This window comes from Pseudomonas sp. PA1(2017) (assembly GCF_001945375.1).
GTDB lineage: Bacteria > Pseudomonadota > Gammaproteobacteria > Pseudomonadales > Pseudomonadaceae > Aquipseudomonas.
Genome location: NZ_MSXU01000001.1, coordinates 177,100 through 199,303 on the forward strand (window position 1 = coordinate 177,100; position 22,204 = coordinate 199,303).

The 22,204-nt window shown below is 60.7% G+C and carries 16 protein-coding genes; 11 read left to right on the plus strand and 5 right to left on the minus strand.

Annotation, left to right across the window (positions count from 1 at the left end; genetic code table 11):
- Nucleotides 1-20: 20 nt before the first annotated feature.
- Nucleotides 21-2,282, minus strand: coding sequence for a bifunctional diguanylate cyclase/phosphodiesterase (locus tag BVH01_RS00810; RefSeq protein WP_075928515.1), 2,262 nt, complete (start codon nucleotides 2,280-2,282; stop codon nucleotides 21-23).
- Nucleotides 2,283-2,445: 163 nt separating this feature from the next.
- Here BVH01_RS00810 and desA point away from each other — a divergent pair, with 163 nt between their 5' ends.
- The 3 genes from desA to BVH01_RS00825 all read left to right on the plus strand — a co-directional run bounded on the left by desA (nucleotide 2,446) and on the right by BVH01_RS00825 (nucleotide 6,717).
- Complete coding sequence (gene desA, locus BVH01_RS00815; RefSeq protein ID WP_075928516.1) at nucleotides 2,446-3,630, plus strand: delta-9 fatty acid desaturase DesA; 1,185 nt, start codon at nucleotides 2,446-2,448, stop codon at nucleotides 3,628-3,630.
- A gap of 291 nt (nucleotides 3,631-3,921) precedes the next feature.
- Complete coding sequence (locus tag BVH01_RS00820; protein ID WP_075928517.1) at nucleotides 3,922-4,887, plus strand: sensor domain-containing diguanylate cyclase; 966 nt, start codon at nucleotides 3,922-3,924, stop codon at nucleotides 4,885-4,887.
- Between the two features lie 423 nt (nucleotides 4,888-5,310).
- The gene (locus BVH01_RS00825) at nucleotides 5,311-6,717 is read left to right on the plus strand and encodes an OprD family porin (protein WP_075928518.1); all 1,407 of its coding nucleotides are present in this window, start codon (nucleotides 5,311-5,313) and stop codon (nucleotides 6,715-6,717) included.
- 91 nt (nucleotides 6,718-6,808) lie between these two features.
- Here BVH01_RS00825 and aguA read toward each other — a convergent pair whose 3' ends face one another.
- The 3 genes from aguA to BVH01_RS00840 all read right to left on the minus strand — a co-directional run bounded on the left by aguA (nucleotide 6,809) and on the right by BVH01_RS00840 (nucleotide 10,438).
- Nucleotides 6,809-7,915, minus strand: a complete 1,107-nt coding sequence (gene aguA, locus BVH01_RS00830; protein WP_075928519.1) for an agmatine deiminase — start codon at nucleotides 7,913-7,915, stop codon at nucleotides 6,809-6,811.
- A gap of 336 nt (nucleotides 7,916-8,251) precedes the next feature.
- Nucleotides 8,252-8,875 (minus strand): TetR/AcrR family transcriptional regulator, encoded by a 624-nt coding sequence (locus BVH01_RS00835; protein ID WP_075928520.1) that lies wholly within the window; start codon nucleotides 8,873-8,875, stop codon nucleotides 8,252-8,254.
- Between the two features lie 183 nt (nucleotides 8,876-9,058).
- On the minus strand, nucleotides 9,059-10,438 hold the full coding sequence (locus BVH01_RS00840; RefSeq protein WP_075928521.1) for a glutamine synthetase family protein: 1,380 nt from the start codon (nucleotides 10,436-10,438) through the stop codon (nucleotides 9,059-9,061).
- A gap of 109 nt (nucleotides 10,439-10,547) precedes the next feature.
- Here BVH01_RS00840 and BVH01_RS24190 point away from each other — a divergent pair, with 109 nt between their 5' ends.
- The 8 genes from BVH01_RS24190 (at nucleotide 10,548) to BVH01_RS00875 (ending at nucleotide 19,630) form a co-directional block, all read left to right on the plus strand.
- Nucleotides 10,548-11,120, plus strand: a complete 573-nt coding sequence (locus BVH01_RS24190; RefSeq protein ID WP_139317757.1) for a hypothetical protein — start codon at nucleotides 10,548-10,550, stop codon at nucleotides 11,118-11,120.
- A 142-nt stretch (nucleotides 11,121-11,262) separates the two neighbouring features.
- Nucleotides 11,263-12,621: a glutamine synthetase family protein gene (locus tag BVH01_RS00845; protein WP_070885911.1), complete on the plus strand. Its 1,359-nt coding sequence runs from the start codon at nucleotides 11,263-11,265 to the stop codon at nucleotides 12,619-12,621.
- Between the two features lie 53 nt (nucleotides 12,622-12,674).
- On the plus strand, nucleotides 12,675-14,042 hold the full coding sequence (locus tag BVH01_RS00850; RefSeq protein WP_075928522.1) for an aspartate aminotransferase family protein: 1,368 nt from the start codon (nucleotides 12,675-12,677) through the stop codon (nucleotides 14,040-14,042).
- A 167-nt stretch (nucleotides 14,043-14,209) separates the two neighbouring features.
- Nucleotides 14,210-15,310: a polyamine ABC transporter substrate-binding protein gene (locus BVH01_RS00855; RefSeq protein ID WP_075928523.1), complete on the plus strand. Its 1,101-nt coding sequence runs from the start codon at nucleotides 14,210-14,212 to the stop codon at nucleotides 15,308-15,310.
- A gap of 152 nt (nucleotides 15,311-15,462) precedes the next feature.
- Nucleotides 15,463-16,557, plus strand: a complete 1,095-nt coding sequence (locus tag BVH01_RS00860) for a polyamine ABC transporter substrate-binding protein (protein WP_075928524.1) — start codon at nucleotides 15,463-15,465, stop codon at nucleotides 16,555-16,557.
- Between the two features lie 55 nt (nucleotides 16,558-16,612).
- Nucleotides 16,613-17,767: a polyamine ABC transporter ATP-binding protein gene (gene potA / locus BVH01_RS00865; protein ID WP_075928525.1), complete on the plus strand. Its 1,155-nt coding sequence runs from the start codon at nucleotides 16,613-16,615 to the stop codon at nucleotides 17,765-17,767.
- Nucleotides 17,768-17,790: 23 nt separating this feature from the next.
- Complete coding sequence (locus tag BVH01_RS00870; RefSeq protein WP_168172944.1) at nucleotides 17,791-18,672, plus strand: ABC transporter permease subunit; 882 nt, start codon at nucleotides 17,791-17,793, stop codon at nucleotides 18,670-18,672.
- Between the two features lie 82 nt (nucleotides 18,673-18,754).
- Entirely contained in the window at nucleotides 18,755-19,630 is an 876-nt protein-coding gene (locus BVH01_RS00875; protein WP_075928527.1) for an ABC transporter permease subunit, read from the plus strand.
- Nucleotides 19,631-20,105: 475 nt separating this feature from the next.
- On the opposite strand, the gene BVH01_RS00880 is transcribed toward BVH01_RS00875, so the two are convergent.
- The gene (locus BVH01_RS00880; protein WP_075928528.1) at nucleotides 20,106-22,079 is read right to left on the minus strand and encodes a choline BCCT transporter BetT; all 1,974 of its coding nucleotides are present in this window, start codon (nucleotides 22,077-22,079) and stop codon (nucleotides 20,106-20,108) included.
- Nucleotides 22,080-22,204 lie beyond the last annotated feature (125 nt).

Genomic DNA, 22,204 nt, shown 5'->3' on the forward strand with positions numbered 1-22,204 from the left:
GGCAACTGGCGTGGCATTGGTCACGCCAGTTGCAGATCCTGCGCTGCAACCGGGCGGCCGATGAAGTAGCCCTGAACGTAGTCGCAGCCCAGCTGGCGCAAGTGCTCCAGTTGCTCGGCACGCTCTACGCCCTCGGCCAGCACCTTCATCTCCATGCTATGCGCAAGGGCAATGACCGCGCGGGTGATCGCCAGGTCGTCCTTGTCATGGGGCAGGCCGGCTACGAAGCTCTGATCGAGCTTGAGTTTATGCACCGGCAGGCGTTTCAAGCGCGCCAGTGAGCTGTAGCCGGTGCCGAAGTCGTCGATCGCCAGGCGCACACCCAGCCCGCGCAGGCGTTCGAGCAGGGCCCGGGCCTGATCCGGGTCGTCCATCACTGCGCTTTCCGTCACTTCCAGTTCCAGGCAGCCCGCCGGCAGGCCGGTACTGGCTAGTACTTGAGCAACGCGCTGATCGAGCTCACCGCGGCTGAACAGCCGGCTGGAAATATTCACGGCGACGAACTGCAGATGACGCCCGGCGCTACGCCAGGCGACCATATGCCGGCATGCCTGCTCGAGCACCCAGGCGTCGATGGCGCTGATCATGCCGCTGTCTTCGGCGATCGGGATGAACTCGCCGGGCGGCACCAGCCCGCGCTGCGGGTGCTGCCAGCGCACCAGTGCTTCGACCCCTATCAGTCGGTTATCGGTCAGGCTGTGCAGCGGCTGGTAATGCACGCGCAGTTCGTCGTTGTCGATGGCATGGCGCATACCGGCTACCAGCTCCACGCGCTGGCGGGCGTACTCGGTCTGTTCCTGATCGTAGAAGGCGAAGCCCTCGCGGCCACTGCTTTTGGCCTTGAACAATGCCGAGTCGGCGTTGCGCAGCACTTCATCGGCGGTCTTCGCGTCGTCGGGGTACAGGCAGATGCCGACGCTGGCCGAGATGAACAGCTCCTGGCCATCGAGCAGAAACGGCGCGTTCAGGCAGTCGATCAGCGACTGCGCCAGGTGCGCAGCCTGTTCGGCCTGGGTGCAGTCTTCACTGAGCACGGCGAATTCGTCACCGCCGAGGCGGGCCAGGGTACTGCCGCTGCCGAGCCTGCTGGCCAGCCGCTCGCCGGTGGCCTTGAGCAACAGGTCGCCGACGTTGTGGCCGAGGCTTTCGTTGATGTGCTTGAAATGATCCAGATCCACGACCAGTACCGCGCCGCGATCATCTTCGCGCTGAGCGCGTTGCAGGGCATGCTCGACACGCTCGCTGAACAGCAGGCGGTTGGGCAGGTTGCTCAGCGGATCGTAGTGAGCGAGGTGGTCGAGTTCCTGCTGCGAATGCCTGAGCACGCTGATGTCGGAAAACACCGCCACGTAGTGGCTGAGCAGGCCGTGGTCGCCACGGATGGCACGGATGCATTGCCACTGCGGATAAATTTCGCCGTCCTTGCGGCGGTTCCATACCTCGCCGCTCCACGTGCCTTGCGTTTGCAGCGTGTGCCAGAGATGCTGGTAGAACGCGGCATCGTGGCGGCCGGACTTGAGCAGAGTTGGGTGCCTGCCGAGGATTTCCGCTTCGCTGTAGCCGGTGATTCGGCTGAACGCCGGGTTGATGTGCACGATGGTCTGCTGCGCATCGGTGACCAGCACGCCTTCCTGGGTCGACTCGAATACCGCTGCTGCCTGGCGCAGGCTTTCGGCATCGGCGCGGCGCTGGGTGATGTCCTTTACGGTGCCGATGAAACGCTCCGGGCGACCCTGGGCATCGAGTTGCAAGCGCCCGCGGGACAATACCCAGCGGTAGCTGCCGTCGCGGTGGCGCAGGCGATAGCTGTTTTCATAGGCGGTGTCTTCGCTCGCCTGCATCAGTTCATAGAGGGCTCGCTGATAAGCCGGGCGATCTTCGGGATGCAGCAATTGCAGCCAGTGGTCGCGATCATCGCTCAGCTCGCCATCCTTCATGCCCAGTAGCGCGTGGTAACCCGGTGAGTAATACACGCTCTGGCGGCGCAGGTCCCAGTCCCAGAGGCCGTCTTCGGTGGCCGACAAGGCCAGGCTGAGGCGTTCTTCGCTGGCGCGCAGTGCCGTGCCGATCCGTGCCTGGCGGCCCAGGTGGCGGCTTATCGTCAGGTACAGCAGGGCGCTGGTCAGCAACACGAATACCAGGCCTTTCCAGACCTGAGCCTGCTCCGTCTGTCGGGCCGTAAGTTCGAGTGATGCCAGTAGCATGTCGCTGAACACGATCCACAGGCCCGCGGCTATCAGGTAGTTCAAAGTCAGGCGTAATGCGCCTTGCCGAGTGCTCATGGGCAGATAAGGGCTTCCCTTTCACTGGTAAAGTTCATCGCTGGGGTCAACCTTGTAACATCCTTAGTCAAAAGACCAAGTGGTTTTCCAGCAGACGATGTTGATAATGGAGGCGCGGCACTTTGTCCGCATCGCTTTTTCTCTGCAAGAGGTACCCCTGCCCATGTGGTACAACGGTTTTCTCGACTTGCCGGTCTGGCAGCTCATCGTCGTCACCCTGCTGCTGACCCACGTCACCATCGTCGCTGTGACGGTCTACCTGCACCGTTATTCGGCCCATCGCTCCCTGGAGCTGAACCCTGCACTCAAGCACTTCTTCCGTTTCTGGCTGTGGATGACCACAGGCATGAACACCCGCGAGTGGACGGCCATCCACCGCAAGCACCACGCCAAATGCGAAACCGCCGATGATCCCCACAGCCCAGTGGTCAAGGGGCTTGGCACGGTGATGCGCAAAGGCGCCGAATTGTATGCCGAAGAGGCGAAGAACGAAGACACCCTGCGCATCTACGGCAAGAACTGCCCGGATGACTGGATCGAACGTAACGTCTACTCGCGCTTCCCGATTGGCGGTGTGTCGCTGATGCTGATCATCGACGTACTGCTCTTCGGCGCGCTTGGCCTGACCGTGTGGGCCGTGCAGATGATCTGGATTCCCTTCTGGGCGGCCGGCGTCATCAATGGCCTGGGTCATGCCGTCGGTTACCGCAATTTCGAGTGCCGCGACGCGGCTACCAATCTGGTGCCCTGGGGCATCATCGTTGGCGGCGAGGAGCTGCATAACAACCATCACACCTATCCCAACTCTGCCAAGCTGTCGGTCAAACGCTGGGAGTTCGACATGGGCTGGGCGTGGATAAAACTGTTCAGCTTCCTGGGGCTCGCCAAGGTTCAGCGCGTTGCGCCGATCGCCCATCGAGTGCCGGGCAAGGGGATTCTGGACATGGACACCGCCATGGCCATCCTCAACAACCGCTTCCAGATCATGGCTCAGTACCGCAAGCTGGTGATCGGCCCGCTGGTCAAGCAGGAGCTGGCCAAGGCCGACGAGTCCGTTCGGCATCAGTTCCGCCGCGCCAAGCGACTGCTCTCTCGCGAGCCGAGCCTGCTGCATGACAAGCAGCAGGTGCATATCGATGCCATGCTGGCGCATAGCCAGGCGCTCAAGGTGATTTACGAGAAGCGCCTGGCTCTTCAACAAATCTGGGCGCGAACCAGTGCCAATGGTCATGACATGCTCGAGGCCATCAAGCACTGGGTTCACGACGCCGAGGCGAGTGGCATTCAGTCCCTGCGCGACTTCGCCGAGCAGTTGAAGACATACTCTCTGCGGCCTGTCGCCGCGTGACGTAGCGCACAAAGCTGGGCGGTCGGTGAACCGCCCAGTGCAGCCATGGTCATAGCTCTGACCTGGTTGCCACATAAAAGCCCGCCATTCGGCGTAATGCTGTTCACTTAGGCTGCAGAGCGAGATGATTCATCGCTTGTATTGGCCTTGAAACCCAGGAAAAACGTCGCTTCCACATTTCGAAAAAGCGGCGTTTTTTCTTAAGTGAACAGCATTACGCCATTCGGCGGGCTTTTTCGATCCTCATTGGCAACCCACCCTAATCAAAAGGCCAATGTTCTGGATCGGTATATGGATGAACTTGCTGCTATCGACCTGGAAGAGCTGACCCTGGCTTTGCTGCACAGCCGTGCCGAGGGCACCCGGCTGCGCGAGCGCGAGCAACTGTTCAGTACCCTGTTGGGGAGCGTGAACGCCGTCCTTTGGGCGTTCGATTGGGAGGCTCAGCAAATCATCTACGTCAGCCCGGCCTACGAGCTGGTTTTCGGCCGCTCGGCCGGCTTGCTGTTGGCCGACTACGGCGAATGGCGCAACAGCATTTATCCGGATGATCTGGAATACGCCGCCGAAAGCATGGCCAAGGTGTTGGATACCGGCGCCGTGGAAGCCCGCGAGTATCGGATCATCCGCGCCGATGGCGAGATTCGCTGGCTTAGCGACAAATGCTTCATCGGTCGGCAGAGCGAGACCCAGGCTTCTCCAGTCATCTTTGGTATCGCCGAAGACATCACCGAGAAGAAGCAACTCGAGGGCGAGCTGCATCGTCTGGCCACTACCGACGTGCTGACGCAGAGCAGCAACCGGCGGCACTTCTTCGAATGTGCGCAAAGTGAATTCGAGCTGGCGCGTACCCATGGGCAGCCGCTGGCTTTTCTGCTCCTTGACCTGGATGACTTCAAGCACATCAATGACACCTACGGTCATCAGGTTGGCGACCAGGTGCTGCAGCAGCTGGCCAACTGCGCGAGCTCCGTCCTGCGTCGGGGCGATCTGTTCGGGCGAATCGGTGGTGAAGAGTTCGCGGCCTTGTTTCCCGGTTGTGAGCCGGAACTGGCCGCGCAGATCGCCCAGCGCCTGCAACGAGAGATTCAGCGCTTGTCGTTCAGCCATGAGGGCACGACTTTCGGCATCACTGTCAGTCAGGGGCTGACTTCCCTGCGCAGCGGTGACCCTGGACTCGATGTGCTGTATGCACGTGCCGACGCCGCCATGTACCAGGCCAAGCGCCAGGGAAAGAACCAGATCGTCACCAGCTGATCTGGCGGAAAATCGCCTTATTCCCTCTAAAGTTCGGCGGAAAATCGCTCATTTTTCTCGATGAGCGACCTCCACCTTCTGTCATTTTGCCAGTAACATGTTGAATTGTTGACTGTTATGCGACTTTGGTCGTCCATGGCACATTACCTGCTGTGCTAAATTCATAGCAATGGCCCTCCAAGGCCAAAAATAATAATGCCGAGAATCAGACGATGCCCTTTGCCTGTCGCCACTGCAGCCAGACCAACCTGTTTCATCTTTACCCCTAAGTTTTCGTATCGCCGTCCCCGTAGCTGTGGCGCCCTCCGGCTGCCTGCTACCTGACGGTCTTACCCGAATTCGGCTGGCTGCGCGCCTAGAAGGCGGCACCTTCCAGACCGATGTGCAACGCCAATAAAAGAACAGAACACTGGAGAGATCACGATGAAAAAAGCTTCCCTGGCGCTGGCCGTAGCCGCCGGCACTCTGGGTCTGACCCTGGGCAACGTTGCCAACGCTGCCTTTATCGAAGACAGCACGGCCAAGCTGGATCTGCGTAACTACTATTTCAATAACGATGTTCGCGAAAGCCAAGACCGCACTGTTAATAACGGTGCGTATGCCAACCAAGTTGAGGAGTGGGGCCAGGCGTTTCAGCTAAACCTGCAGTCAGGCTTCACCGAAGGCACTATTGGTGTTGGTGTTGACGCTATTGGTCTGCTGGGCGTGCGTCTGGATGGTGGTGGTCGTGCTGGTAAAACTGGTCAAGATCGTAACCCTAGCGCTCTTTTCCCGCTGGAAAGCGATGGTAGTGCTCGTGACGAGTTCAGCAGCCTGGGCCTGACCGGCAAGATCCGTTTCTCCAAGACCGTCGCGCACGTTGGTACTCTGCAGCCGAAACTGCCGGTCGTGACCTTCAACGACGGTCGTCTGATTCCGCAAACCTTTGAAGGTGCGCAGATCACTTCCAATGAAATCGACAACCTCACTCTGATTGTGGGTCAGTTGGAGCACGCTAAAGGCCGTACTTCCAGCAACGCTGAGTCGCTGTCTGTCGCTGGTGCGACTCGTCCCGCAGGCACTCCGACTGGTACTGCTGCGGCCGACTCCAACAAGTTTTATTACGGCGGTGCTGACTGGAAGATCAATAAGGATCTGCTGGCTCAGTACTATTACGGCAATCTGGATGACTTCTACAAGCAGCACTTCCTGGGTCTGACCCACACTCTGGCGCTGGGTGCCGGTACGCTGAAGTCTGACCTGCGTTACTTCGACACCAGCTCGGATGGTAAGAACGGCAACGTCGCCGGCCGTGCTGATGGTTACGTCGGCTCTGGTTACTACGGTCGCAACCTTGCTGGTACTGGTATCACTACCGGTGAAATCGACAACCGCACCTGGAGCGCTTTCTTCACCTACAGCCTGGAAGGCCATGCGCTGAGCGCCGGTTACCAGCAGGTCTCCGGTGACAGTAACTTCATCCAGTTGAACCAAGGTTCTATCCCTGGCCAAGGCGGTGCGACCACCTATCTGATTACCGACCGTCAGATCAGCAACTTCGGCCGTGCTGGCGAGCGTACCTGGATCACCCAATACGGCTACGACTTCGGCAAGATCGGTGTTCCCGGTCTGACCGCCAACGTGCTGTACATGAAAGGCGACAACATCAAGTCGGCTACTGGCGATCTGAAAGAGTGGGAACGCGACCTGACCATCAGCTATGTGGTGCAGGAGGGCGCTGCCAAAGGCCTGGGCTTCGCCTGGCGTAATGCTTCGCTGCGTTCCGAAGTCGCGAATGCTGACACCGACCAGAACCGCCTGATCGTCAGCTACAGCATCCCGCTGCTCTAAGCTGTGTTGACGGGCCGCGCCGCGTAGCGGCCCATTCAAACGCAAAAGCCCGGACTGGTTCCGGGCTTTTGCGTTTATGCATGGCGGGATATCAGCGGGCGGTAACGGCCGGCTGTTGCTGGGTGATGCAGTGGATATTGCCGCCGCCCAGAAGAATTTCCCGGCCCGGTACCATCACCACACGGTGTTCGGGGAACAAGTGCTCGAGAATGGCCTTGGCTTCCTGGTCCTTGGGGTCGTTGAAGCTGGGCGCGACGATGCCGCCGTTGACGATCAGGAAATTCACGTAGGAGCCGGCCAGGCGCACCTCCGGGCTGCGCTCCTGGCTGCCGAGTACGCGGTCGACGCCGGCGCATTCTTCTTCGGTGGCGTACAGCGGGCCCGGAATCGGCATCTTGTGCACGACCAGCTTGCGGCCCTTGGCGTCACGGGTGCTTTCCAGTACGGCCATGGCTTCCTGGCAGCGGTTGTAGTTGGGGTTTTGCGGATCGTCGGTCCAGGCCAGCAGCACTTCGCCCGGGCGCACGTAGCAACAGAAGTTGTCGACGTGCCCGTCGGTCTCGTCGTTGTAGAGCCCGTGGGGCAGCCAGATCACGGTGTCGATGGCCAGGTGATCGGCCAGCACCGCTTCGATCTGTTCGCGGTTCAGGTGCGGGTTGCGGTTGTGGTTGAGCAGGCACTCTTCCGTGGTGATCAGGGTGCCTTCGCCGTCGACGTGAATCGAACCACCCTCGAGCACGAAGCCTTCGGTGCGATAACGGTCGCAGCTTTCGATGTTGAGGATCTTGCTGGCGACCTGATCGTCGCGCAGCCATGGGAAATACAGGCCGCCTTCGAAACCGCCCCAGGCGTTGAAGCCCCAGTCCACACCACGCAGCTCGCCCTGTGCGTTGGTCACGAAGGTCGGGCCGGTATCGCGTACCCAGGCATCGTCAGTGGTCATTTCGACGACCCGGATGCGTTCGTGCTGCAGGTGCGCGCAGGCGTTCTCGTACTGCGCGGCGGAGGCGCACACGGTCACGGCTTCGAATTCGGCGATCGCCCTGGCGACGGCAGTGAATGCGTGCTGGGCGGGCTTGCCGCCCAGGCGCCAGTTGTCCGGCCGCTCCGGCCACACCATCCAGGTCTGGCTATGGGGTTCCCATTCTGCCGGCATGCGGAAGCCGTCGGCGCGAGGTGTGGAAGTCAGCGTGGTCATGGGAGTGCTCCATTACTGAAGTCGTTCGAGGATTCAGGAGGCGATTGAGCCATCCGGGGGGATTCAATGGGTCACGGAAATCTGGGCGCCGCTCACAGAGCTTCCCACATGCGTGGTTCACTTCCGATCGTTGCTAAGGTGAATGAGCAATACGAAAAATGACCTTTCAAGTTGATCTTATAGTCGATAAATATCGGCTATAGAAGTCTATTTTCAGCGCCTTTCGGATTTATTCAAATGAATTAGCGGATAGGTATTTGTATTCATTGGGGTTGCCCCATTCGTAGGCCGCCGCTCGGCTTGCCCCTGTCGACGCACGGCCAAGCCGGCCATCCTTCAGTCGTTTGCACGTTTGCGAAGGAAGGGTGGCAAATACAGCCCCAGGTAGGCTTCGAATACCCGCAAGCCTTCTTCGGCGAAACGTGGCGTGATTTCGCCGTGCTGGTGAATCGAGCGTGCATAGACGCGGTCACCCAATTCCATGGCCAGGGCGAATACATCGATATCGTCCGGTAAGGCGGGCAGTTCGAAGTACTGATCGAACAGCGCTCGGGTCTGTTGGCTGAGCTCGATATCGTGCTGACGGTCGGCCTGGGTCACTTCGCTCAGGCCGTGCTGGACCAGAATCAACTGCCGGGCCGCGGCATCGCCCGCATAGATGCTCAGCATACGCTGTTCGATGATGCGTGAGAGGTCGCGCCAGCAATGCAGCGGGCCAGCGTCGATGGGTGCCAGCAGGCAAGCGCGGAAGGCGCGGTGCACGTCAGCAGTCAGCGCCTGGAGCAGGGCGGGAACGCTGGGAAAGAAGTGGTAGATCGACGACGGCGCGATGCCGGCTCGTTCGGCCACGGTGTAGATCGACAGCCCCGCCACGCCCTGTTCGGCCAACAGCGTACGGGCCGCGACCAGAATCTGTTCGATGCGTGACTGGCTGCTGGCGCGGGGCTTGCGCGCACTCACTGCATTGTCCTCTGCTGAATGCGGGCTCTTGGATGGGCTGGCAAAACCGCTGGGCAGTGAATCAACGTATTCGTCCTGATTGGCGATGGCGGCGCTATACCGTGATGTCGGCGCGCTGCTCGTTGCCAAATCATAACGCCGAACGCGCCTGTGAAAACGCCGGCTTTCGCCGGCGTTTCTCGTTCACACGGTGTGCAGGTACCAGTTGTACTCGAGATCGGAGATGGTCGTCTCGAACTCCTGCAGCTCGGCTTCCTTGCAGGCCACGAAGATATCGATGTAATCCGGGCTGATGTACTTGTTGAGTACCTCGCTGTCGTCCAGCTCGCGCAGGGCATCGCGCAGGTTGTTCGGCAGGCTCTGCTCCAGTTGCTCGTAAGAGTTGCCCTCGATGGGCTCGCCCGGATCCAGCTCGTTGGTCAGGCCGTGGTGAATACCGGCCAGGATGGCTGCCATCATCAGGTAAGGGTTGGCATCGGCGCCGGCGACGCGGTGCTCGATGCGAATCGCATCGCTGCTGCCGGTCGGTACGCGAACGGCCACGGTACGGTTGTCCAGGCCCCAGCTCGGCGCGTTCGGCACGTAGAACTGCGCACCGAAGCGGCGATAGGAGTTGACGTTCGGGCACAGGAACGCCATCGACGCCGGCATGGTGTCGAGGATCCCGGCGATGGCATGGCGCAGCGGTGCGTGCTGCTCGGGGTCTTCGGTGGCGAAGATGTTCTGGCCGGTTTTCTTGTCGAGCAGCGATATGTGCACGTGCAGGCCGTTGCCCGCCTGGCCCGGATAGGGTTTGGCCATGAAGGTGGAGTCCATCTCATGGTCGTAGGCGATGTTCTTGATCAGGCGCTTGAGCAGCAACGCATGATCGCAGGCCTTGAGCGCGTCCTTGGTGTGGTGCAGGTTGACCTCGAACTGCGCCGGTGCGCTTTCCTTGACGATGGCGTCGGCGGGCAGCGCTTGTTCCTTGGCAGCTTCGAGCATGTCCTGCAGGCAGTCTACATACTCGTCGAGGTCGTCAATCAGGTAGACCTGGGTGGAGTGCGGACGCTTGCCGGAAATCGGCGAGCGCGGCGGTTGCGGGCGGCCATTCACGTTCTCCTGATCGATCAGGTAGAACTCCAGTTCGAAGGCCGCGCAGATGGTCAGGCCAAGTTCGTCGAACTTCTGTACCACCTGACGCAATACCTCACGGGGATCGGCAAAGAAGGGGCTGCCGTCTAGTTCGTGCATGGTCATCAGCAATTGCGCGGTCGGGCGCTTCTGCCAGGGTTCCTTGCACAGGGTATCGGGGATGGGGAAGCAGATACGGTCGGCGTCGCCGATGTCCAGGCCAAGGCCGGTGCTTTCGACGGTGGCGCCATTGATGTCCAGGGCGAACAGCGAAGCAGGCAGGTTGATGCCCTTTTCATACACCTTGTGGAGGCTGGCGCGTTCGATGCGCTTGCCGCGCACGACGCCATTCATATCTGCAATCAGAAGGTCGACGAACTGAACCTCAGGATGTTCCTTGAGGAACGCGTTCGCTTCATTGAGCTGAACGGCACGCGGGGGTACCGACATGATGCAACACCTATGTTGTTAAAAATATCAATCAATTGCTCACACACCGGGAGTCAATCCCAAACGCCAGGCACTGTCAAGGTAACGAGATGCTGCCCCAATCCGGAGCATGATGGCCATTTTTAGGGCGTTTCAGGGCGTTTCCGTGGAAAAAAACTGCACCGTTTTAGGCATCGATCCCAGGCTTTTGGAAGCCGATATGAACGGGTTGTATAAAAAAATGAACAAGGCTAAGCTCGGCGAAAGCCCAAATAATCCAACAATACGGGTGTTTCATGAGCTGCATGTCGCTGTCCGGCGTCATTGCCAGTCCCACATGGTTCGCGGCATTGCCGGCTATGGCCGAAGCCGACAGAGCCTTGCGCGTAACGCTCGTACAGCGCTTTGCGCGGCATTTGCTTATAGAGATGCCATCGCGTCGAATCGCTCGAAAATCTGCACACTCCGTCAGCTTCCCTCTGTTCCTCCTGTCTATGCTTTTCTGTCGACCCGCGCAGCTTCACGCGCCCATGCGATGTGCTTTTGCGTGGCTGATCGATCGTGCTCGGCAATGTCTGACGGGGACGGCGCGCGCTTTGCAATGGCATCTGGCGCTGTCGAGTGCAACAAAGGTCGGTTACAGTCGTGGGCGATGCGGTGGCACGCCGCTGTGGGTATGCAGGGCTCCGGCTTGCGCGCCTGAAGGAGCTTTCGGGCGGTTGCCCGCGACGACGTGAACATCCTGGATTATCCCGTGCGCTGGTGCTGGGCGGCCAAGCCCGCCGCCAGGTTCGGGGCATGTCGAGCCGGCCGAGGATGCCGGTTTCAAAAAACCTGAGGTCTCTATGAGCACCAAATTGGACCAGCTTTCCAGCTGGTTGAAAGAACGCAAGATCACCGAAGTCGAATGTCTGGTCAGCGACCTGACGGGGATTGCCCGGGGCAAGATCTCGCCGACCAACAAATTCCTCGACGAAAAAGGCATGCGCCTGCCCGAGAGCGTACTGCTGCAGACCGTCACCGGCGATTACGTCGAAGACGATGTGTACTACGACCTGCTCGATCCGGCCGATATCGACATGTTCTGCCGGCCGGACGAGAACGCCGTGTTCATCGTGCCTTGGGCCATCGAGCCCACCGCTCAGGTGATTCACGACACCTACGACAAGCAGGGCAACCCCATCGAGCTGTCGCCGCGCAACATCCTCAAGAAAGTGCTGCGCCTCTACACCGACAAGGGCTGGCAGCCGATCGTGGCGCCGGAGATGGAGTTCTACCTGACCAAGCGCAACAGCGACCCGGACTTCCCGCTGGTGGCGCCGATGGGCCGTTCCGGCCGCCCGGAAACCGGCCGGCAGAGCTTCTCGATCGACGCAGCCAACGAATTCGACCCGCTGTTCGAAGACATGTACGACTGGTGCGAGCTGCAGGGGCTGGATCTGGACACCCTGATCCACGAAGAGGGCCCGGCGCAGATGGAGATCAACTTCCGTCACGGCGAGGCCCTGCACCTGGCCGATCAGATCCTGGTGTTCAAGCGCACCATGCGCGAAGCGGCGCTCAAGCACGACGTGGCCGCGACCTTCATGGCCAAGCCGATCACCGATGAGCCAGGCAGCGCCATGCACCTGCACCAGAGCATCATCGACCTGAAGACCGGCAAGAACATCTTCTCCAACGAAGACGGTTCGATGAGCCAACTGTTCATGCACCACATCGGCGGCCTGCAGAAATACATTCCCGAAGTGCTGCCGCTGTTCGCCCCCAACGTCAACTCGTTCCGCCGCTTCCTGCCCGATACCTCGGCGCCGGTGAACGTCGAATGGGGCGAGGAGAATCGCACCGTCGGCCTGCGCGTGCCGGATGCCACGCCGCAGAATCGCCGGGTGGAAAACCGCTTGGCCGGCGCCGATGCCAACCCTTATCTGGCCCTGGCAGCCAGCCTGCTATGCGGCTACATCGGCATGGTCGAAGGCATCGAGCCCAGCGCACCGGTGGTCGGGCGTGGCTACGAGCGCCGTAACCTGCGCCTGCCGCTGACCCTGGAAGCGGCGCTGGAACGCATGGAAACCTGCCAGGTCGTGGAGCAGTACCTTGGCCACAAGTTCGTCAGTGGCTATGTGGCGGTCAAGCGTGCCGAGCACGAGAACTTCAAGCGCGTGATCAGTTCCTGGGAGCGCGAGTTCCTGCTGCTCTCGGTCTGATCCAGCCGGGGCTGGCGCGCGATCCGCACGGCCCCATTCATAAAGAGGTGAACATGACGGCAAACAATGCGAAAACCCAGCAGTGGCAGGCCATGAGCCGCGACCATCACCTGGCGCCTTTCAGTGACTTCAAGCAACTGGCCGAGAAAGGCCCGCGCATCATCACCCGCGGTGAGGGCGTGCACCTGTGGGACAGTGAAGGCAACAAGATCCTCGATGGCATGGCCGGGCTGTGGTGCCTGGCCGTTGGCTACGGCCGCGAAGAGCTGGTGGAGGCGGCCAGCAGGCAGATGCGCGAGCTACCGTTCTACAACACGTTCTTCCAGACCGCCCACCCGCCGGTGCTGGAACTGGCCAAGGCGCTCGCCGACGTGACCCCTGCCGGCATGAACCATGTGTTCTTCACCGGTTCGGGCTCGGAAGGCAATGACACCATGCTGCGCATGGTTCGCCATTACTGGGCGCTCAAGGGCAAACCAAACAAGAAGGTGGTGATCGCTCGCGAGAACGGCTACCACGGCTCCACCGTCGCGGGCGCCAGCCTGGGCGGCATGAAGGGCATGCATGAGCAGGGCGACCTGCCGATTCCAGGTATCGTGCACATCGCCCAGCCATACTGGTTCGGCGAGGGTGGTGACATGACGCCGGAAGCTTTCGGTATCTGGGCTGCAGACGAGCTGGAGAAGAAGATTCTCGAGGTCGGCGAAGATAACGTCGCCGCCTTCCTGGCCGAGCCGATCCAGGGCGCCGGTGGGGTGATCATTCCGCCGGACAGCTATTGGCCGCGCGTGCGCGAGATTCTCGCCAAGTACGACATCCTCTTCGTCGCCGACGAGGTGATCTGTGGTTTCGGCCGTACCGGCCAATGGTTCGGCAGCGACTACTACGGCAACACGCCGGACATGATGACCATCGCCAAGGGCCTGACGTCTGGCTACGTGCCGATGGGCGGCCTGGTGGTGCGCGACGAGATCGTCAAGGTGCTCAACGAAGGCGGCGATTTCAACCACGGCTTCACCTATTCCGGGCATCCGGTAGCGGCGGCGGTGGCGCTGGAAAACATCCGAATTCTGCGCGAAGAAAAGATCGTCGAGCAGGTCAGAGAAGAAACGGCACCGTATTTGCAGAAACGACTGCGTGAACTGGCCGATCACCCATTGGTCGGCGAAGTGCGCGGTGTGGGCATGCTGGGCGCCATCGAACTGGTGAAGGATAAACAGACCCGCACGCGTTATCCGAGCGACAAGGCGGTGGGTATGATCTGCCGCGGTCACTGTTTCGAAAACGGACTGATCATGCGCGCCGTGGGCGACACCATGATCATTTCGCCGCCGTTGGTGATCAGCAAGAGCGAAATCGACGAGCTGGTGGAAAAGGCCCGCAAATGCCTGGATCTCACCGCCCGTGCTTTACTGGCCTGACGGCTGCTGCAGCGCTTTCGCACGCAACGACGGTCGGGTGTAATCAATTGCCTGTCAGGGCTTGAGCGATGGGGCTGTTGTCGCCAGACTTGCCGGCCAAAAAAATGGGTCCCTCCGCGTAGAACGGCGGCCCGGTTAATCGACATCATATGAGGGAGCTGAACCGCATGATCAAGACTTTCGGCAAGACTCTGCTGGCGGTGACGCTGGCCGGCGCCGTGGCCGGTATGGCGCAGGCAGATGGCAAGGTATTGAACGTCTACAACTGGTCGGACTATATCGCCCCGGACACCATCGAGAAGTTCACCAAGGAGACCGGCATCAAGGTCACCTACGACGTCTTCGACTCCAACGAAACCCTGGAAGCCAAGCTGTTCGCCGGCAAGTCGGGTTACGACATCGTGGTACCGTCCAACAGCTTCCTGGCCAAGCAGATCAAGGCCAAGGTCTACCAGCCGCTGGACAAGTCCAAGTTGCCGAACTGGGAAAACCTGGACAAGAACCTGCTGAAAACCGTCGAGGTCAGCGATCCGGGTAACCTGTATTCCTTCCCGTACATGTGGGGCACGGTCGGCATCGGCTTCAACCCGGAAAAGGTCAAGGCCGCGCTGGGCGAAAACGCTCCTGTGGATTCCTGGGATCTGCTGTTCAAACCCGAGAACATCGAGAAGCTGAAGGCCTGCGGCGTGTCGTTCCTCGATTCGCCAACCGAGATCCTGCCGATCGCCATGCAGTATCTGGGCTATGAGCCGACCAGCACCGATCCGAAGCAGCTCAAGGAAGCCGAAGCGCTGTTCATGAAGATCCGCCCGTCGGTCACCTATTTCCACTCCTCCAAGTACATCTCCGACCTGGCCAACGGCAACCTCTGCGTGGCCGTGGGTTACTCGGGTGATATCTACCAGGCCAAGTCGCGCGCTGAAGAGGCCGGTGGCAAGGTCAAGGTTTCCTACAACATTCCGAAGCAGGGCGCTGGTGCCTTCTTCGACATGGTCGCCATCCCGGCCGATGCGGAAAACGTCGAGTCGGCCCATGCCTTCCTGAATTTCCTGCTGAAGCCGGAAATCATGGCCGAAATCACCAACGAAGTGCACTTCCCGAACGGCAACGCGAAAGCCACGCCGCTGGTGGATGAGGCCATTCGTAACGACCCGGGCGTGTATCCGACCCAGGAAACCATGGGCAAGCTGTACGCCTTCCCGGATCTGCCGCCGGCCGCCCAGCGCGCCATGACCCGTAGCTGGACGAAGATCAAGTCTGGTCGCTGATCGCCTGCGGACCGCGGTGCCTTGGCACTGCGGTTTGCGTTTATGGGCAGAGGGTGGATCGCCACCCGTCGAGTGCCGTGGCGTTGCCATGGCGCTCTCCTGAATCGCGATACGTCACCAGTCGGTGATGAGCCACAAGAAGAGGACGACCTGTGCATTTTCCCCTGGGCAAGATCCTGACAACGACCGCGCTTTCGGTTGGCTTGGCAACCCTGGCACATGCGGACGGTACCGTGCATATCTACAACTGGAGCGACTACATCGGCGAGGACACCCTGGCCGAATTCCAGAAGGCCACGGGCATCAAACCGGTCTACGACGTCTTCGACTCCAACGAAACCCTGGAAGGCAAACTGCTCGCCGGCCGTAGCGGCTACGACGTGGTGGTGCCGTCCAATCATTTTCTCGGCAAGCAGATCAAGGCGGGCGCGTTCCAGAAGCTCGACCGTAGCAAGCTGCCGAATTGGAACAACCTCGATCCGGCGCTGCTCAAGCAGCTGGAAACCAACGACCCGGGTAACCAGTACGCCGTGCCTTATCTGTGGGGCACCAACGGCATTGGCTACAACGTCGCCAAGGTCAAGGAAGTGCTGGGCGTCGACAAGATCGACTCCTGGGCCGTGCTGTTCGAGCCGCAGAACATGAAGAAACTCGCCAGCTGCGGCGTGTCGTTCATGGATTCGGCCGACGAGATGATCCCCTCGGTGCTCAACTACCTGGGCCTGGATCCGAACAGCCAGAACGCCGATGACTACGCCAAGGCCGAAGCCAAGCTGATGGAAGTGCGCCCCTACGTGAGCTACTTCCACTCCTCGAAATACATCTCCGACCTCGCCAACGGCAACATCTGCGTGGCGTTCGGCTACTCGGGCGATGTCTTGCAGGCATCGGACCGTGCCGCGGAAGCCGGAAAGGGCGTCGAAATCGCCTATGCGATTCCCAAGGAAGGCGCCAACCTGTGGTTTGACATGCTCGCCATTCCCAAGGATGCCAGCAATGTCGAGCAGGCCCATGCCTTCATCAACTACCTCCTCGATCCCAAGGTGATCGCCGGGGTCAGTGACTATGTCGGCTATGCCAACCCCAACGTCAAGGCGGGGGAGCTGATGGACCAGGACATTCGCCAGGACGAGTCGGTGTACCCACCGCAGGCCGTGCTGGACAAGTTGTACGTGATGGCCGAACTGCCGCCCAAGGCGCAGCGCCTGATGACGCGAAGCTGGACCAAGATAAAGTCCGGTAGGTGAAATCGTTTAGCGCCCGGCCCTCGCCGGGCGCCCTTTATACTGCGGGAGTTTGGTAATGGCAGTTGCTTCCAGTGCCTATAAGAAGGTCATCGAGGGCAGCCAGCAACCCAAAGAGGTGCTGGTCAAAATCGAGCGCGTGACCAAGAAATTCGACGAAACCGTCGCCGTCGACGATGTCTCGCTGACCATCAACAAGGGTGAAATCTTCGCCCTGCTCGGTGGTTCCGGCTCGGGCAAATCAACCCTGCTGCGCATGCTCGCCGGCTTCGAGCGGCCCACCGAGGGACGCATCTTCCTCGACGGCCAGGACATCACCGAACTGCCGCCCTACGATCGACCGATCAATATGATGTTCCAGTCCTACGCGCTGTTTCCGCACATGAGCGTGGCTGACAACATCGCCTTCGGCCTCAAGCAGGACAGAATGTCCAAGGCCGAGATCGACGAGCGCGTGGCCGAGATGCTCAAGCTGGTGCACATGACCCAGTACGCTAAGCGCAAGCCGCACCAGCTCTCCGGCGGTCAGCGCCAGCGCGTGGCCCTGGCCCGCTCGCTTGCCAAGCGCCCCAAGCTGCTGCTGCTCGACGAGCCCATGGGCGCACTGGACAAGAAACTGCGCTCGCAGATGCAGCTCGAACTGGTGGAAATCATCGAGCGCGTCGGCGTGACCTGCGTGATGGTCACCCATGACCAGGAAGAGGCCATGACCATGGCCCAGCGCATCGCCATCATGCACCTGGGCTGGATCGCCCAGATCGGCAGCCCGATCGACGTCTACGAGACGCCGGCCAGCCGCCTGGTCTGCGAATTCATCGGCAACGTCAACCTGTTCGACGGGCAGATCGTCCACGATGACACCGACCACGCGGTGATCGACTGCCCGCAGTTGGACAAGCCGATCTACATCGGTCATGGCATCAGTACCCGCGCCCAGGAAACCCAGGTCACCTATGCCCTGCGCCCGGAAAAGCTGCTGATGGCCACCCAGCTGCCCGCCGATCACGAGCACCCGGACTACAACTGGAGCCACGGCACCGTTCACGACATCGCCTACCTGGGCGGCCATTCGGTCTACTACGTCAAGCTGACCTCCGGGCAGATCGTGCAATGCTTCATCGCCAACGCCGAGCGCCGCGGCAAGCGACCGACCTGGGATGACCCGGTGGTGGTGTTCTGGGAAGACGACAGTGGCGTGGTATTGCAATCATGAAGATGAGCAGCCTGACCAAGCGTATGCCTAACGGCCGACACCTGGTGATCGGCATTCCGTTCATCTGGCTGTTCCTGTTCTTCCTGCTGCCGTTCATCATCGTGCTGAAGATCAGCTTCGCCGAAGCCGATGTGGCGATCCCTCCCTACACGGAAATCTACACCTGGGTCGACAACACCCTGCAGGTGGTGCTGAACCTGGGCAACTACATCTTCCTCACCGAGGATGAGCTGTACCTGGCCGCCTACCTGGGCTCGCTGAAGATCGCCTTCATCAGCACCCTGGCCTGCCTGGTCATCGGCTATCCGATGGCCTATGCCATTGCCCGGGCCAAGAAGGAAACCCAGACCGTTCTGCTGCTGCTGGTGATGATGCCGACCTGGACCGCGATCCTGATCCGCGTCTACGCGTGGATGGGCATCCTCAGCAACAACGGCCTGCTCAACGGCTTTCTGCAGACCATCGGCCTGATCGACGCACCGCTGCAGATCCTCAATACCAATACCGCGGTGTACATCGGCATCGTCTACTCGTACCTGCCGTTCATGATCCTGCCGCTGTTCGCCAACCTGGTGAAGCACGACCAGAGCCTGCTCGAAGCGGCCTCGGACCTTGGTTCGAGCAACTTCAACAGCTTCTGGAAGATCACTGTACCGCTGTCCAAGAACGGCATCATCGCCGGCTGCATGCTGGTGTTCATCCCGGTGGTTGGCGAATTCGTGATCCCCGAACTGCTCGGCGGGCCGGAAACCCTGATGATCGGCAAGGTGCTGTGGCAGGAATTCTTCAACAACCGCGACTGGCCGGTGGCCTCGGCGCTGGCGGTGGTGATGCTGGCGATCCTGCTGATCCCGATCATTCTGTTCAATCGCAACCAGGCTAAGGAATTGGAGGGTCGTGTATGACGCGATACAGCGCACAGCAACGATCATTCTGTTCAACCGGCTCTTCACCCACAATCCGGGCTAAGGAATTGGAGGGACGGGTATGAAGAACTTCCGTTTCTCCTCGCTGATGCTGTGGGTCGGCCTGTTGTTCATCTACCTGCCGATGGTCATCCTGGTGATCTACTCGTTCAACGAGTCGCGCCTGGTAACGGTGTGGGGCGGCTGGTCGACCAAGTGGTACTGGAGCCTGCTCGACGACCGCCAGTTGATGGGCGCCGTATGGCGCTCTCTGGAGATTGCCCTCTATACGGCGGTTGCCGCGGTGGCGCTGGGTACGCTGGCAGCCTTCGTGCTGACCCGCATCAGCCGTTTCAAGGGCCGCACCCTATTCGGCGGCCTGGTCACCGCGCCGCTGGTGATGCCGGAAGTGATCACCGGTCTGTCGCTGCTGCTGCTGTTCGTGGCCATGGCGCAACTGATCGGCTGGCCGGCAGAGCGTGGCATGATGACCATCTGGATTGCCCACACGACGTTCTGCTCGGCCTATGTGGCGGTGGTGGTATCGGCCCGTCTGCGCGAGCTGGACCTGTCCATCGAAGAAGCGGCCATGGATCTCGGTGCGCGGCCGTGGAAAGTGTTCTTTCTGATCACAATTCCGATGATCGCGCCCTCGCTGATGGCTGGCGGCATGATGTCCTTCGCCTTGTCGCTCGATGACCTGGTACTGGCCAGCTTCGTGTCCGGCCCTGGCGCCACCACGCTGCCGATGGAAGTGTTCTCCAAGGTACGCCTGGGCGTGACGCCGGCCATCAACGCCATTGCCAGCCTGATCCTGCTGGCCGTGTCGCTGGCTACGTTCCTGGTGTGGTTCTTCACCCACCGCGCCGAGGAGCGCCGTCGCAAGGCGATCCAGCAGGTCATGGAAGAAAGCCAGAACGCTATTGGCGCTCGTCCTGAGGCCAAGCCGGCTCACTAAGGCATGTGAGCTGGAAGACGATGCCCGCCCGCTGCGCAAGCAGGGCGGGCATTTTCATTTCCGGCAATGGCATGCCGATGCCTGCATCATCCGTCAGAGTCTATTCACGAGCGTTTTGGGCAACATTAGAGAGACTGCTGCAAGGCAGAAGCGGACATTGATGCAGTACTTGTGGGAGCGGGCGGGGACGCCCAGTCCATGCCCGCAATTTTTCGCGCGCATGGCGAGCTTCCACAGTGGATCAGCGAACGGCTGCTGCCTTTTGCAGGCAAAGCGCTGAAAGACGAGCCGAAAGGTCGTGGACAGGCTCTTGGAGAGGCTGGCGACTTCGCACCCGGGGCGGTCAGCGCTCGCTACGCATTCATCATGCTGCGCCCGGCCACCCGTCAGCGCTGGTTGCCCAGCAGAGGCAAGGAAGGCAGATATAAAAACGCCCGGGCTATCACGGCCCGGGCGTTTTCGTTGCTGCGGAAGTTTAACGCGTCAGATGCAGGAAGTGCATGTGGCGCTCGTACTGGTCGAGGATGTCGCCGATCACTTCTTCACGGTTCCAGCCCATCACGTCGTAATCCTGGCCGCCCTCGTTGAGGTGAACCTCGGCGCGGAAGTACTTGCGCTCCTCGCTGGAGTCGTCGCGGGTGTCACGCAAGGCGAAACTCGGCTGGATCAGGGCGCGGGGGCGTACCTGATACTGGAAGTCCGCTTCGGCACCATGGCTGACCGACAGGGTGACACGGCCATCTTCGCCGCTTTCGACTTGTGCTTCACGCCCCTGCTTGCGCATTTCCTCGGCCACCTGCTGGCAGGCGGGCAGCACCGTCTCGGCGATGAAGCGATTCACGTGAGAGCGGCGCGGCAGCATCACCATGCTGCGCAGGCGACGTTGCCAGCCGCCAGGGGTCGATGCACCGCGGGGGCTTAAAGCGACCTGGTCGCGCAGGTTACGTTTGGCTGCATCGATCTGCAGGGCACGCAGCAGGCCCCACATCGAGGCCATCAGGGCGATCACGAAGGGCAGGGCGCTGGCGATGGTCGCCGTCTGCAGCGCCTTGAGGCCATCGGCGAGCAGCAGCGAAGCCGCCACCACCGCCATCAACGCGGCCCAGAAGATGCGCTGCCACACCGGTGTCTGGTCCTGGCCGCCGGAGGCGAGCATGTCCACCACCATGGCGCCGGAGTCCGCCGAGGTGACAAAGAACACCACGATCATCAGCACCGCGATCTGCGACAGGATCATCGACAGCGGGAAATGCTCGAGAAAGGCGAACAGGGCCAGGGAGCTGTCCTGATTGACGGCTTCAGCGAGGTCGGTAATCCCGTCGACCAGGATCATGTGAATCGCGGTATCGCCGAACACGGTCATCCACAGCAGCGTGAAGCCGGCCGGTACCACCAGCACACCGCTGATGAACTGGCGGATGGTGCGGCCGCGGGAGATGCGTGCGATGAACAGGCCGACGAAGGGCGACCAGGACAGCCACCAGCCCCAGTAGAACAGGGTCCAACCGCCGATCCAGTCGGTCGGCTCGTAGGCGTAGAGGTTGAAAGTCTTGCTGACGATCTCCGACAGGTAGCCGCCGGTGTTCTGCACGAAGGTCTGCATGATGAACACGGTGGGGCCGAGTACCAGCACGATCAGCAGCAGCCCTACGGCCAGCAGCATGTTGAGCTCGGACAGGCGGCGGATGCCCTTGTCCAGGCCGCTGACCACGGAAATGGTCGCCAGCAGCATGGTGAAGATCAACAGGCCGATCTGCACCGTGGTGGTGGTCGGCAGGCCGTAGAGATGATTGAGCCCGGTGTTGATCTGCAGCACGCCGTAGCCCAGCGAAGTGGCCACGCCGAGCACGGTACCGATGACCGCGAAGATATCCACCGCATGGCCGATGGGGCCGTAAATGCGGTCGCCGATCAAGGGATACAGCGCCGAGCGCAGGGTCAGCGGCAGGTTATGCCGGAAGGCGAAGTAGGCCAGGATCAGCGCGACGATGGCGTAGATCGCCCAGGCGTGCAGGCCCCAGTGGAAGAACGTCAGCTTCATCGCTTCCTTCGCCGCGGTGACCGTCTGCGGGTCGCCCACTGGCGGGTCGATGAAGTGCATCACCGGCTCGGCCACGCCAAAGAACATCAGGCCGATGCCCATGCCGGCGCAGAACAGCATGGAGAACCAAGTGGTGTTGTTGTATTCGGGCTCGCTGTGGTCGGGGCCGAGCTTGATGTCGCCGAAACGGCTCATGGCCAGGAACACCACGAACAGCAAGATTAGCGCGACGGAAAGGATATAGACCCAACTGGCATTCTCGATGATCCAGGCCTGGGTGGCGCCGAACACGCTCTGGGCGTTGTCCTTGAAGGCCGTGCTGTAGATCACCAGGCAGGCGATCAGAAAGGTCGAGCCGAAGAACACCGGCGGGTTGAGGGTGGAGCGGGAAGACAAGTTTGCCCCCATTGAGCTAGCTCTCCTTGGTCAGAGTCAGTCCACTACGTGCATATTCCCGGAGCAGCGTAGGCCGTATCGGGAAGATGGCAGGATGGAAATGCGACTCGGTTTTTCGGATGGCCGCCAAAAGCGGA

What these genes read in the sequence shown, in the direction of transcription:
- desA (WP_075928516.1), top strand. Translation starts at nt 2,446, where the DNA reads ATGTGGTACAACGGTTTTCTCGACTTGCCGGTCTGGCAGCTCATCGTC.
- BVH01_RS00810 (WP_075928515.1), bottom strand. Translation starts at nt 2,282, where the DNA reads ATGAGCACTCGGCAAGGCGCATTACGCCTGACTTTGAACTACCTGATA.
- BVH01_RS00870 (WP_168172944.1), top strand. Translation starts at nt 17,791, where the DNA reads ATGCCTAACGGCCGACACCTGGTGATCGGCATTCCGTTCATCTGGCTG.
- aguA (WP_075928519.1), bottom strand. Translation starts at nt 7,915, where the DNA reads ATGACCACGCTGACTTCCACACCTCGCGCCGACGGCTTCCGCATGCCG.
- BVH01_RS00850 (WP_075928522.1), top strand. Translation starts at nt 12,675, where the DNA reads ATGACGGCAAACAATGCGAAAACCCAGCAGTGGCAGGCCATGAGCCGC.
- BVH01_RS00875 (WP_075928527.1), top strand. Translation starts at nt 18,755, where the DNA reads ATGAAGAACTTCCGTTTCTCCTCGCTGATGCTGTGGGTCGGCCTGTTG.
- BVH01_RS00840 (WP_075928521.1), bottom strand. Translation starts at nt 10,438, where the DNA reads ATGTCGGTACCCCCGCGTGCCGTTCAGCTCAATGAAGCGAACGCGTTC.
- BVH01_RS00825 (WP_075928518.1), top strand. Translation starts at nt 5,311, where the DNA reads ATGAAAAAAGCTTCCCTGGCGCTGGCCGTAGCCGCCGGCACTCTGGGT.
- potA (WP_075928525.1), top strand. Translation starts at nt 16,613, where the DNA reads ATGGCAGTTGCTTCCAGTGCCTATAAGAAGGTCATCGAGGGCAGCCAG.
- BVH01_RS00820 (WP_075928517.1), top strand. Translation starts at nt 3,922, where the DNA reads ATGGATGAACTTGCTGCTATCGACCTGGAAGAGCTGACCCTGGCTTTG.
- BVH01_RS00855 (WP_075928523.1), top strand. Translation starts at nt 14,210, where the DNA reads ATGATCAAGACTTTCGGCAAGACTCTGCTGGCGGTGACGCTGGCCGGC.
- BVH01_RS24190 (WP_139317757.1), top strand. Translation starts at nt 10,548, where the DNA reads ATGATGGCCATTTTTAGGGCGTTTCAGGGCGTTTCCGTGGAAAAAAAC.
- BVH01_RS00880 (WP_075928528.1), bottom strand. Translation starts at nt 22,079, where the DNA reads ATGGGGGCAAACTTGTCTTCCCGCTCCACCCTCAACCCGCCGGTGTTC.
- BVH01_RS00845 (WP_070885911.1), top strand. Translation starts at nt 11,263, where the DNA reads ATGAGCACCAAATTGGACCAGCTTTCCAGCTGGTTGAAAGAACGCAAG.